This is a genomic window from Pseudomonas fjordensis, from assembly GCF_976987115.1.
The window spans coordinates 6,451,091-6,466,209 of the sequence record NZ_OZ336860.1 but is presented as its reverse complement, the minus strand read 5'-3'; the positions used below and the strand labels follow the sequence as shown (position 1 = coordinate 6,466,209).

15 protein-coding genes are annotated in these 15,119 nt (G+C 60.4%); 10 read left to right on the top strand and 5 right to left on the bottom strand.

Annotated elements, in window-relative coordinates:
- Positions 1–120: 120 nt before the first annotated feature.
- The gene (locus ACWHXD_RS29715; protein WP_003195222.1) at positions 121–753 is read left to right on the top strand and encodes a 2OG-Fe(II) oxygenase; all 633 of its coding nucleotides are present in this window, start codon (positions 121–123) and stop codon (positions 751–753) included.
- Positions 754–755: 2 nt separating this feature from the next.
- Positions 756–1,238 (top strand): 2-thiouracil desulfurase family protein, encoded by a 483-nt coding sequence (locus ACWHXD_RS29710; RefSeq protein WP_098950097.1) that lies wholly within the window; start codon positions 756–758, stop codon positions 1,236–1,238.
- Positions 1,239–1,815: 577 nt separating this feature from the next.
- Here ACWHXD_RS29710 and ACWHXD_RS29705 read toward each other — a convergent pair.
- Positions 1,816–2,289, bottom strand: a complete 474-nt coding sequence (locus ACWHXD_RS29705) for a transporter substrate-binding domain-containing protein (protein ID WP_098950098.1) — start codon at positions 2,287–2,289, stop codon at positions 1,816–1,818.
- 134 nt (positions 2,290–2,423) lie between these two features.
- Between ACWHXD_RS29705 and ACWHXD_RS29700 the strand changes: the two genes are divergently transcribed.
- Positions 2,424–2,864, top strand: coding sequence for a DUF4399 domain-containing protein (locus tag ACWHXD_RS29700; RefSeq protein ID WP_138762041.1), 441 nt, complete (start codon positions 2,424–2,426; stop codon positions 2,862–2,864).
- A 63-nt stretch (positions 2,865–2,927) separates the two neighbouring features.
- Here the strand turns inward: ACWHXD_RS29700 and serA are convergent, their stop codons facing one another.
- Positions 2,928–4,157, bottom strand: coding sequence for a phosphoglycerate dehydrogenase (gene serA, locus ACWHXD_RS29695; protein ID WP_003195214.1), 1,230 nt, complete (start codon positions 4,155–4,157; stop codon positions 2,928–2,930).
- A gap of 205 nt (positions 4,158–4,362) precedes the next feature.
- Here serA and ACWHXD_RS29690 point away from each other — a divergent pair, with 205 nt between their 5' ends.
- From ACWHXD_RS29690 to ACWHXD_RS29675, 4 genes are all read left to right on the top strand, one after another.
- Positions 4,363–5,757 (top strand): D-2-hydroxyglutarate dehydrogenase, encoded by a 1,395-nt coding sequence (locus tag ACWHXD_RS29690; RefSeq protein ID WP_003195210.1) that lies wholly within the window; start codon positions 4,363–4,365, stop codon positions 5,755–5,757.
- Between the two features lie 22 nt (positions 5,758–5,779).
- Positions 5,780–6,445: a fumarylacetoacetate hydrolase family protein gene (locus ACWHXD_RS29685; RefSeq protein ID WP_032894647.1), complete on the top strand. Its 666-nt coding sequence runs from the start codon at positions 5,780–5,782 to the stop codon at positions 6,443–6,445.
- A 247-nt stretch (positions 6,446–6,692) separates the two neighbouring features.
- Positions 6,693–7,616, top strand: coding sequence for an SdiA-regulated domain-containing protein (locus tag ACWHXD_RS29680; RefSeq protein ID WP_032894651.1), 924 nt, complete (start codon positions 6,693–6,695; stop codon positions 7,614–7,616).
- Positions 7,617–7,737: 121 nt separating this feature from the next.
- The gene (locus ACWHXD_RS29675; RefSeq protein ID WP_032894653.1) at positions 7,738–8,646 is read left to right on the top strand and encodes an SdiA-regulated domain-containing protein; all 909 of its coding nucleotides are present in this window, start codon (positions 7,738–7,740) and stop codon (positions 8,644–8,646) included.
- Here the strand turns inward: ACWHXD_RS29675 and ACWHXD_RS29670 are convergent, their stop codons facing one another.
- Together ACWHXD_RS29670 and rpiA are read right to left on the bottom strand one after the other, a co-directional pair.
- The gene (locus ACWHXD_RS29670; protein ID WP_138762042.1) at positions 8,647–10,593 is read right to left on the bottom strand and encodes an autotransporter domain-containing protein; all 1,947 of its coding nucleotides are present in this window, start codon (positions 10,591–10,593) and stop codon (positions 8,647–8,649) included.
- Between the two features lie 348 nt (positions 10,594–10,941).
- The gene (gene rpiA / locus ACWHXD_RS29665; RefSeq protein ID WP_003195201.1) at positions 10,942–11,613 is read right to left on the bottom strand and encodes a ribose-5-phosphate isomerase RpiA; all 672 of its coding nucleotides are present in this window, start codon (positions 11,611–11,613) and stop codon (positions 10,942–10,944) included.
- A 138-nt stretch (positions 11,614–11,751) separates the two neighbouring features.
- Between rpiA and ilvA the strand changes: the two genes are divergently transcribed.
- Positions 11,752–13,266: a threonine ammonia-lyase, biosynthetic gene (gene ilvA, locus ACWHXD_RS29660; protein ID WP_032894657.1), complete on the top strand. Its 1,515-nt coding sequence runs from the start codon at positions 11,752–11,754 to the stop codon at positions 13,264–13,266.
- Between the two features lie 40 nt (positions 13,267–13,306).
- On the top strand, positions 13,307–13,720 hold the full coding sequence (locus tag ACWHXD_RS29655) for a DUF2269 family protein (RefSeq protein ID WP_014720366.1): 414 nt from the start codon (positions 13,307–13,309) through the stop codon (positions 13,718–13,720).
- 116 nt (positions 13,721–13,836) lie between these two features.
- Here ACWHXD_RS29655 and ACWHXD_RS29650 read toward each other — a convergent pair whose 3' ends face one another.
- Positions 13,837–14,493 (bottom strand): histidinol-phosphatase, encoded by a 657-nt coding sequence (locus tag ACWHXD_RS29650; protein WP_138762043.1) that lies wholly within the window; start codon positions 14,491–14,493, stop codon positions 13,837–13,839.
- A gap of 143 nt (positions 14,494–14,636) precedes the next feature.
- Between ACWHXD_RS29650 and ACWHXD_RS29645 the strand changes: the two genes are divergently transcribed.
- Positions 14,637–15,116, top strand: a complete 480-nt coding sequence (locus tag ACWHXD_RS29645) for an RNA pyrophosphohydrolase (protein WP_003176750.1) — start codon at positions 14,637–14,639, stop codon at positions 15,114–15,116.
- Positions 15,117–15,119: the final 3 nt, after the last annotated feature.

Below are 15,119 nucleotides of genomic sequence, written 5' to 3'. Positions count from 1 at the left end.
TCAGTCGGCCACTATTGTCCGTGTCGGGCGTAGGATTTGTCGAGAAGTCCTATCAGTCACCTGACTAAAGTGTATTCGGACGCTCAACGGCGCTGTCGGATTTTCAGGCGTATGGATACTATGCGCGCCATGCAAATACCCCTCGATCACCCGCTGCTGCAACGCATCGTCGACGACCTGGCCGAAAAAGGCTGGTCGCAGCAAAATGGCTTCCTGCCCCAGGCTCTGACCCTGGAGCTGGCGGCTGAGTGCCGTAAACGTGCGGCGCAGGGTGAACTGGCACCGGCGGCGGTAGGGCGTGGGCCGGCCCAGGAGATTCGCGAAGGCATTCGCGGTGACCATATCCAGTGGCTGGAGGAGGGTGACGCGCCTATCTGCGATACCTACATGGGCGTGATGGACGGCCTGCGCCTGGCGATGAATCGCAGCCTGTTCCTGGGCCTGGAAGATTTCGAAAGCCACTTTGCGATGTACCCGCCGGGGGCGTTTTACCTCAAGCATGTGGACCGTTTTCGCGACGACGACCGGCGCATGGTCTCGGCGGTGATCTACTTGAACGACGCCTGGCTGCCCGAGCATGGCGGTCAACTGCGCATGTACCTCAAGGGCGGCGTCGAATATGACGTGGTGCCCACCGGGGGTTGCCTGGTGGTATTCCTGTCGGGCGAGGTGCCCCACGAAGTCCTGCCCGCTACGCGCGAACGCCTGTCCCTGACGGGCTGGTTTCGCCGGCGGGGCAACGAGCCGTTTTAAGCATGGAAAAGATTCTGGTCAGTCGCTGCCTGCTCGGGCACAAGGTACGCTATGACGGCGGGGCCAGCGGCCCATTCGACCAACTGGCGGCGTGGCAAGCTGAAGGCCGCGTGGTTGCCATCTGCCCGGAAGTGGCGGGCGGCTTGCCCACACCGCGCCCGCCGGCCGAAATCCCAGGCGGGCAGGGCATCGACGTGTGGGAAGGCCGCGCCCAGGTGCTGACCGCCGAGGGCGAAGACTTCAGCAACGCCTTCCTCGACGGCGCCCGCCAAGCCTTGGCGCTGGTGCAACGCCATCACATCCGCATCGCCATTCTCAAGGCCAACAGCCCGTCTTGCGGCAACCTGTTGACCTATGACGGCACCTTCGGTGGGGTGAAGGTCAGTGGCGAAGGCGTCACGGCGGCGCTGCTCAAGCGCCATGGTGTGCAGGTGTTCAGTGAGCTGCAGTTGCCTGAGGCGGCGGTGGCTCTCACGCAGCTTTAGAAACTTGCATAGATCAAATGTGGGAGCTGGCTTGCCTGCGATGACGGCCTGCCAGCCGACGCCAATCCAGCTGACACCGCACGATCCAACTGTGGGAGCGGGCTTGCTCGCGAAGGCGGCCTGGCAGGCGACGCAGTTGGATTGGGTGTATATCCATTGCTGCGGTAACGGCCACTTAGGGTTCCGCCCTGACGGCGGCTCACTTTTGAAAAGAGCCCAAAAGTAAGCAAAAGGCTCTTGCCCCACCACTCGGCACCTCGCTTAGGCTCGGTGTGCCCGAACGCAGGCTTGAATCCGTGGGCCGCCGCCACGCGCCATCCATGGCGCGGGGCGGCTAACCCGGCGTCCTGCCGGGTTACCCACGAATTCAAGCCTGCGTTCGGCCAGCGTGGTTTAACGGGGCGCCTGAGATCAAGATCACAAGCAGATCAAGAGCAAGAGCGGCTCGCTTCGCATCGTGGTTACCGTCTGCTGCTATAGCCCAAAAGTTGTGTCGATACCTATGCTGCGATAGCGGCATATCAGTGAGACATCAGGTGCTGATACACCGCTATCGCAGGCAAGCCAGCTCACACATTTACTGCATCTCGAACCACTTCTTTGTCAGCGCCTTCAGCCGGCCATCGTCCTTCAGCCGCTTCAACGCCCCATTCAAACTGCTTTTGAACGCCGGGTTGCCCTTCTGAAACGGGATCGCCAATTGCGGCTTCTGGTGATAAGCCTCACTGAAATCGAAACGATCCTCAAGCTCGGCAGTCATAGCGATATGGTTAATGGCCACGTCGTACTTGCCGGTTTCCACGCCGGATAGCAGGTCGGCGTTATCGGTGGTGATAAACGAGGAGCGCACTTCCATTTCCTTGGCCAGCAGTTCACCCAGCTCCACTTCAAAGCCGGCGAGTTTGTCGCCCTCTTTGAAATTGTACGGCGGGGTGTTGGCTTCCAGGGCGATGCGCAGTTCACCGCGATCGTTGACGTCGTCAATCAGTTCGGCATGGGCCAAGGGGCTCAGAAGAGCAAGCAACAGCAATAGGCCAGGCGAAAAGCGCATGGTCACTCCTAAAGAATTCGTACAGGCGAGGCGCCGTTCAGCATCGTTTTGCTATGGTGTCGGGTGCCTTGGACCGCAATTTATCGCGAAGTTGTCATAACCCTACAGATTTCACCGAAAAACTGGAGAAGCGAATGAAAGCCCTATTGTCCCGTGCAACCCTGGCCAGCCTGTTGCTGGGTGCTTCGATGTTGGCCACGGCCGCCGACGGTATCCCGCGCAGCGCCCCACCTGAAGGTGCCAAGGTTTCTATCGTCTCGCCGAAAGACGGCGACACCGTTGATAAAACCTTCACCGTGAAATTCGACATGGAAGGCCTGAAACTGGCGCCGGCCACCGACCAGACGCCAGGTACCGGCCATCACCACCTTCTGATTGATCAGAAAGAATTGCCGGATGCGAAATTGCCGATTCCGGCCACCGACACTGTGATCCATTACGGCAAGGCTCAGACCGAGACTCAAGTGACCCTCACTCCAGGCAAGCACACCTTGCAACTGGTGGCCGGCGACAAACTGCACATGCAGTTCAACCCGACTGTAGCCTCGAAAGTCATCACGGTTAACCTGAAGTAAGATTTGTTCAGACGAAAAAGGGAGCCCCATGGGCTCCCTTTTTTGTGGTGCAAGGTTGAAGCCTTAGAACAGCACGCGGCTACGAATAGTGCCGTTGATGTGCTGCAGCTTTTCTTGCGCCAGGTCCGAGTACTCGGCGTCGACGTCGATTACCACGTAGCCGACCTTCTCGTTGGTCTGCAGGAACTGACCGGAGATGTTGATGCCGTTTTCCGCGAAGACCTTGTTGATCTCCATCATCACGCCAGGGATGTTCTGGTGGATGTGCAGCAGACGGTGCTTGCCCGGGTGAGCCGGCAGGGCTACTTCCGGGAAGTTGACCGACGATACCGAGGTACCGTTGTCGCTGTACTTGACCAGTTTTTCCGAGACTTCCAGGCCGATGTTGGCTTGGGCTTCAGCGGTGGAGCCGCCGATGTGCGGGGTCAGGATCACGTTGTCCAGGCCACGCAGCGGGCTTTCGAAGATGTCATCGTTGGAGCGTGGCTCCACCGGGAACACGTCGATGGCAGCGCCGATCAGGTGCTTGTCCTTGATCGCGTCGGCCAGGGCGTCCAGCTCGACCACGGTGCCGCGTGCGGCGTTGATCAGGATCCCGCCTTTCTTGATCGCGCGGATTTCCTTCTCGCCGATCATCCACTGGGTCTCGGCGGTTTCCGGAACGTGCAGGGTGACGATGTCGGACATGCCCAGCAGCTCAGTCAGGCTGGCCACTTGGGTGGCGTTGCCCAATGGCAGCTTGGTCAGGGTGTCGTAGAAGAACACCTGCATGCCCAGGCCTTCAGCCAATACCGACAATTGCGTGCCGATCGAACCGTAACCGACGATACCCAGCTTCTTGCCGCGGATTTCGAAGGAGTTGGCCGCGCTCTTGATCCAGCCGCCACGGTGGCAGGAAGCGTTCTTCTCAGGGATACCGCGCAGCAGCAGGATGGCCTCGGCCAGCACCAGCTCCGCAACGGAACGGGTGTTGGAGTACGGTGCGTTGAACACCGCGATGCCGCGCTCGCGCGCTGCATTGAGGTCGACCTGGTTGGTGCCGATGCAGAAACAGCCGACAGCCACGAGTTTCTTGGCGTGGTCGAAGATCTCTTCGGTCAGCTGAGTGCGGGAGCGAATGCCGATAAAGTGCGCGTCGGCGATCTTTTCCTTGAGCTGGGCTTCCGGCAGAGAACTGGTGATGTACTCAATGCTGGTGTACCCGGCGGCTTTCAGAACGTCGACAGCCGATGGGTGGACGCCTTCCAGAAGAAGGAACTTGATCTTGCTCTTATCGAGAGAAGTCTTGCTCATCTGCGTAAACCTGTATCCCGGAGAAAATTGGCAGGGAGTCGAGCAGCGCAAGCTGACCCGGACGGCAGGAAAGCCGTCACCGCAGAAACGCCCTTTGGGTCTGTCCTGCGGGGGCGGTATGCTAGCATACGCACCCCGCTAAACACCTATTCCTGCGACGTGAAGCGTTCTCAGGATGACCATGAATTGTTCGAGAGTTCTGTCGATGACCCATCCTGCCCTGATTGATGAGCTAAAGACCCTGGTTGAGCCCGGCAAAGTGCTGACCGACGCCGACTCCCTGGAGGCTTACGGCAAGGATTGGACCAAGCATTTCGCCCCCGCACCCACCGCCATCGTGTTCCCCAAGACCACCGAGCAGGTGCAGGCCATCGTACGCTGGGCCAATGAACACAAGGTGGCGCTGGTGCCATCGGGTGGGCGCACGGGCTTGTCGGCGGCTGCCGTTGCCGCCAATGGCGAAGTGGTGGTGTCGTTCGACTATATGAACCAGATCCTCGACGTGAACCTCACCGACCGCACCGCCGTGTGCCAGCCGGGTGTGGTCACCAAGCAACTGCAGAACGTCGCAGAAGAAAACGGCCTGTATTACCCGGTGGATTTCGCCTCATCCGGTTCCAGCCAGATTGGCGGCAATATCGGCACCAATGCCGGCGGGATCAAAGTAATTCGCTATGGTATGACCCGCAACTGGGTGGCCGGCATGAAGGTCGTCACTGGCAAAGGCGATGTGCTGGAGCTGAACCGCGACCTGATCAAGAACGCCACCGGCTACGACATGCGCCAGCTGTTTATCGGCGCCGAGGGCACCTTGGGCTTTGTGGTCGAGGCCACCATGCGCCTGGACCGTGCGCCGAAAAACCTCACGGCGATGGTACTCGGCACGACTGATTTCGACTCGATCATGCCGGTGCTGCATGCCTTCCAGAGCAAGCTGGACCTGACCGCCTTCGAGTTCTTCTCCGACAAGGCCCTGGCCAAAGTCCTCGGCCGTGGCGACGTGCCGGCACCGTTCGAAACCGAGTGCCCGTTCTACGCCCTGCTGGAATTCGAAGCCACCACCGAAGAAGTCGCCAACCACGCCCTGGAAACCTTCGAGCATTGCGTGGAACAGGGCTGGGTGCTGGATGGCGTGATGAGCCAGAGCGAAACCCAACTGCACAACCTGTGGAAGCTGCGCGAGTACATCTCCGAAACCATTTCCCACTGGACGCCGTACAAGAACGATATCTCGGTGACCGTTTCGAAAGTGCCGGCCTTCCTGAGCGAAATTGACGCGATCGTCGGCGAACACTACCCGGATTTCGAAATCGTCTGGTTCGGCCATATTGGCGACGGCAACCTGCACCTGAACATCCTCAAGCCGGAAAACCTGAGCAAAGACGAGTTCTTTGCCAAGTGCGCCACCGTGAACAAATGGGTGTTCGAGACCGTCGCCAAGTACAACGGCTCGATCTCCGCCGAGCATGGCGTGGGCATGACCAAGCGCGATTACCTGACCTACAGCCGTTCACCGGTTGAAATCGAATACATGAAAGCCGTCAAAGCCGTGTTCGACCCTAACGGGATCATGAACCCTGGCAAGATCTTCGCTGTTTAATCGCACCTGAAGGAGTCGTTCCATGAGCTACCAGCACAAGTATGTCGACGGCACCAACATCCACTTCCCGGTGGGCAAAGTGGTGTGCATCGGGCGCAACTACGCGGAACACGCCAAGGAACTGGACAACCCGGTGCCTACCGAGCCGCTGTTGTTCATCAAGCCGGGCAGCTGCGTGGTGCCGTTGGAAGGCGGCTTTGCCATACCGACCGAACGCGGTTCGGTGCACTACGAAGCGGAAATCGCCGTGTTGATCGGCAAGCCTTTGTCCGCCAAGCCGAGCCGGGAAGAAGTGCTGGACGCCATCTCCGGATTTGCCCCGGCCCTGGACCTGACCCTGCGCGACAAACAGGCCGAGCTCAAAGCCAAGGGCCTGCCGTGGGAAATCGCCAAGTCGTTCGATGGCGCGGCGGTGATTGCGCCCTTCGTGGTCAGCAGTACCTTTGCGGACGTGACCGATATCGGCATTCGCCTGAGCATCAACGGCCAAGTGCGCCAGGACGGCAACAGCGCGCAGATGCTCAACCCGATTGTGCCGATGATCCAGTACATGGCGGGTTGCTTCTCCCTGCAAGCGGGCGACGTGATCCTGACCGGCACCCCGGCGGGTGTAGGCCCGTTGAATGTGGGGGATGAAGTGGTGCTTGAGCTGGCGGGTGTGAACCGCTTCGAAAGTGTCGTGCGCTAAGTAGCAGACAAACTGCGATCAAACTGTGGGAGCGGGCTTGCTCGCGAATGCGCGGTGTCAGTCAATGCATCAACGACTGGACCACCGCATTCGCGAGCAAGCCCGCTCCCACATTGGCTCTTCATTACATCCTGAATCCTTGCTTTTGCATTTTTTTCACACGCTATCCGGATAATTCCCTGCTCTTGCGCGCGGATCCTTGAATCCTGTGCTATCCCCTACAGCTGACTTTCCGGAAAAGCGCTCAATGGTCGTGCCTCTGCCCACTTCGAAAACCTCGCTTCGCTCTCGCTTGTCCATGCGCTGGTATTCCTGGGTATTTTTGGCTGGTGCCATTTTGTATGGCATCGCCTGGGCCATGCACTGGGACGATCGCGGTGTGCTGTGGGTGCTGGAGCGTTTCGAGAGTTCGGCTGAGCGCCGCGAAAGTGTGTGGCTACCGGACTATCACGCGGTGATCGACGCCAAGTTGCTGCCCGGTATGGAGAAGGACGAGGCATCAGACCTGTCTTACAACCCCCAGACCAAAACCCTGTTTTCGGTGATGGGCAAGAACCCCTTCCTGGTCGAGCTGAGCCTGCAAGGCGATGTGCTGCGCAAGATGCCGCTCAACGGCTGGAACAACCCGGAAGGCGTGGCGGTGATGGAAAACGGCTTGATGGCCGTGGTCGATGAGCGCGATCACAGCCTGACCGTGGTCAAGGTGGACGCCAGCACCACCGCGCTGAACAAAGCCGATTTCCCCAGTCATGACCTGGGCCCGTCCAAAGACCAGAACAAAGCCTTTGAAGCCGTCACCTGGGACAAGCGCAACCAGCAACTGGTGCTGGGCGAAGAGCGCCCGCCGGCCTTGTTCACCTGGAAAAGCGATGGCAACACGCTGACTGGCGACAAGCAAAAACTGGCCAGCACCGAACTGGATGTGCGCAACCTCTCGGCTTTGTCCATCGACCCACGTACCGGGCATCTGCTGGTCATGTCGGCCGATTCCCACCTGCTGCTGGAGCTGGATGAAACCGGCGAACAGGTCAGCTTCATGACCTTGCTCGGCGGTTTCAACGGCCTCAAGGACACGATCCCGCGTGCCGAAGGCGTGACCATGGACGAGAGCGGCAATCTGTACATGGTCAGTGAGCCAAACCTGTTCTATCGTTTTGAAAAGCAGAAATAACTGACGAATTACGTCAGACTTTTCTTTATAAACGGCATTCGCCAGACAGTCCGGTGCGTTTAAGTTTAAATTCAGGTGACCTTGATATCTATTCGCCAGTTTTTTCTCTGAGCCCGCCCCGATGCGTCGACTTGCCCGCCCCAAACCTGCTGTTTTTATCCTGCTGTTGCTCGCCCTGGTCGCTGCCGGGCTGGTTGCACAGCAGTTCCGTCTGTTCGAACGCGCCTGGTTCAACTGGCGGGTGTGGTACCAGCCGGCTGATGAGCGTGCCATTGGCTTGGCGGATTACCGCGTCACCCTCGAAGGCCGGGTGATCGAAGGGCTCGACGATGATGTCTCGGCTCTGACCTACGACCCCGTGCGCAAAAGCCTGTTTACCGTCACCAATAAAAACGCCGAACTGGTCGAGCTGTCCCTGGAGGGCAAGATCCTGCGGCGCATTCCCTTGGTGGGCTTTGGCGATGCCGAGGCGGTGGAATTTATCAGCGACAACATCTACGTCATCAGCGATGAGCGCCAGCAGCGCTTGATCAAGGTGCATGTGGATGACGACACCACGTTCCTCGACGCCGCCGATGCGGAGCAAATGACCCTGGGCGTGCACGTCGGCGGCAACAAGGGCTTTGAAGGGTTGGCCTACGATTCGGTGGGCAAGCGCCTGTTCGTGGCCAAGGAGCGCGACCCCATGCTGATCTACGAGGTGCATGGGTTTCCCCATTTCAAGCCAGAAAAAACCTACTCGGTTCATGTAATCAACAACCCCAAGCGCGATGCCGGGCTGTTTGTGCGCGACCTGTCGAGCCTGCAATACGACGAGCGCAGCGGCCATTTGCTGGCGCTGTCGGATGAGTCGTTTCTGGTCTTGGAGCTGGATATCGATGGTCGACCTCTAAGCAGTCTGTCGTTGCTTAAAGGGCGCCATGGCCTGAGCAAGCGCGTGCCCCAGGCCGAAGGGATCGCCATGGATGACGACGGCACGCTGTACATGGTCAGCGAGCCCAACCTGTTTTACGTGTTCAAGAAGCCTTGATCAGAACATCCATTGCACACCCAGCGAATAACCGGTCTGGCTGCCTTCGGCATGCCCCAGGCGACCATTGACCTCGGCGAACACGCCCAACTGTGGGGTGATCGCCAGTTGGCTACCCAGTTGTGCACGAGCAAAGCTCTTGTCCACTGAGCCCAGCCTGGCGGTGCGGGCCTGGCCATCGGCGCGTGCAGTGAGTTGCAGGTCGTCCAGGCGGCCATCGGCCAATTCCTTGACCCAGGCGATGTCGCCGTAGGGCATCAGGTTCAGACCATAGGGCAGGGCAACCGCGCCGCGCACGCGCCAGCCGAGGCTGGCTTCCAGGGAGTCGAAAGACTGCTCTTCGTATTCCAGGGCTGTGCGCAGGTTCTGCTTTTCGTGGAACTTGTCGATGCGGTAATGGCTGTAGTCCAGGCCGGCGAACGGCCCGCTCTTGATCGCGCCAAAGTCAAAGTCATAGCCACCCAGCACCCGTGCGCCCAGCGCCAGAGCATCGGTGTCGCCCGTCAGTTGCTGGTTGAGCAGGATCGGCCCGCCATTGGCCTGGATGACCAGGTTGCGCTTGGAATCGAAGCGCGTGTGGCCCACGCTCAGGTCACCGGCCAGCCAGCTTGGCCCGCCATCGTTGAGCAGCGCATAGACGGCTGCCTGCCAGGTGTCGCTGTCGAGCTTGCCGCGATGCTCCAGTTTGTCGCGCCCATTGAGGTAGCTGAGGCTGGCGCCGATATTCAGGCTTGAAGTCAGTTGGTAGTCGCCGAGGGCATGCAGCCCCAGACGCCGGGCTTCGGGGTTGGGGGCGCTGTCAAAGCCGCTGTCCGGGTTGTATTCGCCATCCACGCCGATCTCGCCATCAAAGCTGCCGACGTCGCGGCTGGCCGCTTGCAGGGTCAGCCAGCGGCGATCATGCAGGCGCACCAGGGCCTGATGCTGGCGCTGCAGGTTGTCTTGCATATTGCGCGCAACGGCGCCGCCAGAGGCGGTCGAGGCCATCAGGTCGGCGTTGGTCAATTCCAGCACCAGGCGGCTGAGCAGGCGTGAATAGTCACGCAGGCGTTGGTCGATGCGTGCCTGGCCGAATGCATCGGTCAGCACGGCTTTGTTGTCTTCGGTGGGGTCGTGCCAGGTCGAGCCGCCGGGGATTTTCGGGTTGTCGGTCTGGGTGTAGCCATCCAGGTCGCCCAGTTCCCAGTTGGTAGCCTCTATATAAAGGATCGGGACATTCAGCGGTTCGAACGCCTCACCATCGCTGCAGCAGCCAGTGCCCTTCGGGTACTGCGGGTCGAGGCCGGGGTTGCTGAACAGCGGGATGTTCAACTCCTTGGCGATCTGGAAGGTGTGCTCGCGCAAGGAGGCCAAGGCCGGGTTGGCGGTGCTGTTCTGGCCGGCGTGGGCGTACATCATGTCGCCGGTGATCAGGCTGTCGAGGTTGATCATCGCGAGCATGTTGGCGCGCTGGCTGGCGCTGAGTGAGTCGACAAAGGCCCGCGAGCCGCGCAGGCCTTCTTCTTCGGCGCCGAAGCCGACGATTTGCAGGCCATTTTCCAGTGACAGGCCGCCGAGGTTCTTCGCCACCTCGGTCAACACGCTGGCGCCGGAGCCGTTGTCATCCAGGCCTTGCAGGGTCGGGCGGCCGAAGTACGTATCGAAATGCGCGCCAATCACCACGTACTGGGGCTTGGTGCCAGCGGCAGAGGCCACCACGTTTTGCGAAGCCCGGCTGCCGTTGTTCCAGGTGAAGTCCTGGCGGCTGAGGCTATAGGCCGTGCCCATCTGGCTCTGCATCCAGTCGGCGGCCCCGGCAAAGTTGGCCGTGCCGCGATAACGGCCAGGGTAGTCGTTGATCAGTTTTTCCAGGGTGGTGTTGGCGTGCTGGCCGTAATCGTAGGCCTGGCTATGGGTGGACAGCAGGGCGCCGGCAACGCTGATGGCGAGGGCTAGAGGCTTTATCACAAGGTCTTCCTTGAGGTGAGGGGGACGTTCAAGCCCAGACCCTTTGCACAATGCGCGCCTCATTCCGTGGGCGGCTGCGAATTGGCGCATTGTTAAACGCGTGGGTCGCATGGCTGTAATTTGGATCCGATTGGATAACAGGCGGGGCAGGGGATGCCGTGACAGAGCGCACGGTTTTGGCGAGGAGTGCTGCGAAAAGTAGCGTTTTTGTTACATCGCTCTAGCGCCGAGCGCCTAACAAATGTGGGAGCGGGCTTGCTCGCGAATGCGGTGTGTCAGTAACAAAAATAGTGACTGACACACCGCATTCGCGAGCAAGCCCGCTCCCACATTTAGCCCGGTTTGTTCTTAGGCCTTGAGGGTTTTCACGCCTTCCGGGGTACCCAGCAGCAATACATCCGCCGGGCGCGCCGCGAACAGGCCGTTGGTGACCACGCCCACAATGGCGTTGATCTGCGTCTCCAGCTCCACCGGGTTGGTGATCTGCATATTGAACACGTCGAGGATGATGTTGCCGTTGTCGGTCAACACGCCTTCGCGGTACACCGGGTCGCCGCCCAGCTTCACCAGCTCGCGGGCCACGTGGCTGCGGGCCATGGGGATGACTTCCACTGGCAGTGGGAACGTGCCCAGCACGGGGACCAGCTTGCTCGCGTCGGCGATGCAGATGAAGGTCTTGGCCACGGCCGCGACAATCTTCTCGCGAGTCAGGGCCGCGCCGCCGCCTTTGATCAGGTTCAGGTGCTCGTCGCTTTCATCGGCGCCGTCGACGTAGAACTCCAGGTCGCTCACGGTGTTGAGCTCGTACACCGGAATGCCATGGCCCTTGAGGCGGGCAGCGGTGGCTTCGGAACTGGCCACGGCGCCGTCGAACGCGCCCTTGTGCTGGGCCAGTGCGTCGATAAAGCAGTTGGCGGTGGAGCCGGTGCCGACACCGACGATGCTCTTGTCGTCGAGTTTAGGAAGGATTAAATCGACAGCGGCCTGGGCCACTGCCTGTTTGAGTTGATCCTGGGTCATGCGGGCTCCGGAACGGGCGGGGAATTAACGAGGGCGGCGAGTATAACCCAACAAAACCTCGGGATTCGTGTGGTCGCCCGGCCAAACGCTGGGTTAGACTCCTTGGCCCTGCCCAACCCGTGAAGTAGATGCCTGCCGATGCTTGAACACTACGTCAAAAAAATCCTCACCTCGCGCGTTTACGACATCGCCGTGGAAACCCCCTTGCAGACTGCCCGCCAGCTCTCCGAGCGGCTGGGTAACAAGATTTGGCTCAAGCGCGAAGACTTGCAGCCGGTGTTCTCGTTCAAGATTCGCGGCGCCTACAACAAGCTCACCCAGCTCAGCGCCGAAGAACGTGCGCGCGGCGTCGTCACCGCGTCGGCCGGCAACCATGCCCAGGGCCTGGCCCTGGCGGCCAAGGTGCTGGGGGTGAAAGCCACCATCGTGATGCCCAAGACCACCCCCGAGATCAAGGTCGAAGGCGTGCGCTCCCGTGGCGGCAAAGTGGTGCTGCACGGTGATTCCTTCCCGGAAGCCCTGGCCTACTCGCTCAAGCTGGTCGACGAAAAAGGCTACGTCTACATCCACCCCTACGATGATCCGCACACCATTGCCGGGCAGGGCACCGTGGCGATGGAAATCCTGCGCCAGCACCCAGGGCCGCTGGACGCGATTTTCGTACCGGTGGGCGGCGGCGGCCTGATCGCCGGGATTGCGGCGTATGTGAAATACCTGCGCCCGGAGATCAAGATCATCGGCGTGGAACCGGACGACTCCAACTGCCTGCAAGCTGCCATGGCGGCGGGCGAGCGCGTGGTATTGCCCACCGTTGGCATCTTTGCCGACGGCGTGGCGGTGGCGCAGATCGGCCAGCACACCTTCGACATTTGCAAAGACTACGTGGATGAAGTGATCACCGTCAGCACCGATGAAATCTGCGCGGCGATCAAGGACATCTACGACGATACCCGCTCCATCACCGAGCCGGCCGGCGCGCTGGGCGTGGCCGGGATCAAAAAGTACGTCGAGACCCGCGGCGTCAGCGGCCAGGCCTTTGTCGCCATCGACTCGGGCGCCAACGTCAACTTCGACCGTTTGCGCCACGTGGCCGAGCGCGCCGAACTGGGTGAAGGCCGTGAGGCCATCATCGCCGTGACCATCCCCGAGCGGCCGGGCAGCTTCAAGGCCTTCTGCGAAGCGGTGGGCAAGCGCCAGATCACCGAATTCAATTACCGCTACCACTCCGGCAGCGAAGCGCACATCTTCGTCGGCGTGCAGACCCACCCTGAGAACGACCCGCGCAGCGCGTTGGTGGCCAGCCTGACCAGCCAGGGTTTCCCGGTGCTGGACCTTACCGAGAACGAACTGGCCAAGTTGCACATCCGCCATATGGTTGGCGGGCATGCGGCCAAAGTCAGCGACGAGCTGGTGTTTCGCTTCGAATTCCCGGAGCGGCCGGGGGCGTTGTTCAACTTCCTCCACAAGCTCGGCGGGCGCTGGAACATCTCGATGTTCCACTACCGTAACCACGGCGCGGCAGACGGCCGAGTGGTGGCGGGCTTGCAAGTGCCGGCGGACGAGCGCCACCTGGTGCCTGCCGCATTGGCGCAAATCGGTTACCCGTACTGGGATGAAAGCGAAAACCCGGCTTACCAGCTGTTCCTCGGTTGAGCGACTACGCTGACTGAGCGGCCTATAAGGAATAGAGACCATGGAAACGCTGACCACCCTCAAGGTGATCCACATCACCGCCACCGTATTGCTGCTGCTCAGCGGCCTGGGCCTGGCGGTATTGGCCTGGCGTAAACGCAGCGCCGGCCCGGCTGCGACCGTGCAGCGCCCCTGGGCATTTGTATGGCTGCTGATGGGCATTTGCCTGGTGAGCATGCCGTTCACCGGCTGGTGGCTGGTGCACCTGCTCGGCTGGCCATTGGGGCAAACCTGGATCTTGGGCTCCAGCATCCTCTACACCGTGGCGGCGCTGGCCTGGTTCTGGCTGGTGGCGCGGCTCAATCGGCTGCGCAAGGGCGAGGGCGGGAGCCTGAATTTCACCTTGGTGCTGGCGGTGGTCAGCCTGGTGGGGTTTGTGGCGATTGCAGGGCTTATGGGTGCCAAGCCTGTTTGATTCCCTGTAGGAGCGAGCTTGCTCGCGAAAAACTCAAGGGCGCCGCGTTCATTCAGGATGCGCGCGTCATCGTTGACGATTTTCGCGAGCAAGCTCGCTCCTACAGGTGAAGCCGGTCAGCCGCGCAGTGTAATCACCGGCCAGCCACGCTTTTCAGCCTCAGCGCGCAAATTCGGATCCGGATCCACTGCCACCGGGTGCGTCACCTGCTCCAGCAACGGCAAATCATTCATCGAGTCGCTGTAGAAGTAGCTGTCTTGCAGGCTATGCCCGGTTTCTTCCAACCAACGGTTCAAACGTGTCACCTTGCCCTCGCGAAAGCACGGCACGTCGGTGCTGCGCCCGGTGTAGCGGCCGTCCACCATTTCGCACTCGGTGGCGATCAGGGTTTCGACGCCCAGGCGTTCGGCAATCGGCGCGGTGACGAAGCGGTTGGTGGCGGTGATGATCACCAGCTTGTCGCCGGCGGCGCGGTGCTTGGCCAGCAGCTCGACGGCCTTGGGGAGCAGGATGGGCTCGATGCAGTCGCGCATGTAGTCGTTGTGCCACTCGTCCAGCTGGGCCATCTCGGTGCGGCCGAGGATTTCCAGGCAGAAGTTCAAGTAGGCGGCGTTATCCAGCGTGCCGGCCAGGTAGTCCTGGTAGAACTCATCGTTGCGGGCCTTGTAGGCCACCGGGTCGAGAAAACCGCGTTCACACAGGTAATCGCCCCAGGCGTGATCGCTGTCACCGCCCAGAAGGGTATTGTCCAAGTCGAATAAAGCCAGGCGCATTGCAGTTACTCGCTGAAAAGTCTGTAAAAAGGCGTCCAGAATACGGTCTTTTCACAAGAGTGCACATAAGGTAAGAAGCCTCGTTGCCGCTGGAACAACCTTTGTGGAACAATGCGGCGACATGCGTTTGCGAGGTTGTTGCCGTGATCGACCCCGATGGTTTCCGTCCTAATGTCGGCATTATTCTGACGAATGATGCCGGACAGGTGCTATGGGCTCGCCGAATCAACCAAGATGCCTGGCAGTTTCCTCAAGGTGGAATCAACCCCGACGAAACCCCTGAAGACGCCTTGTACCGTGAGTTGAACGAAGAAGTCGGCCTTGAGCGCGAAGATGTACAAATTCTGGCCTGTACCCGTGGCTGGTTGCGCTATCGTTTGCCGCAACGCCTGGTGCGTACCCACAGCCAACCGCTGTGCATCGGCCAGAAGCAGAAATGGTTTCTTTTGCGCCTGATCTCCAACGAGCAGCGGGTGCGGATGGATTTGACCGGTAAACCGGAGTTCGATGGCTGGCGCTGGGTCAGCTATTGGTATCCGTTGGGCCAGGTGGTGACATTCAAGCGCGAGGTTTATCGTCGCGCTCTCAAAGAGCTTGCCCCGCGCCTTTTAGCGCGCGACTGACGA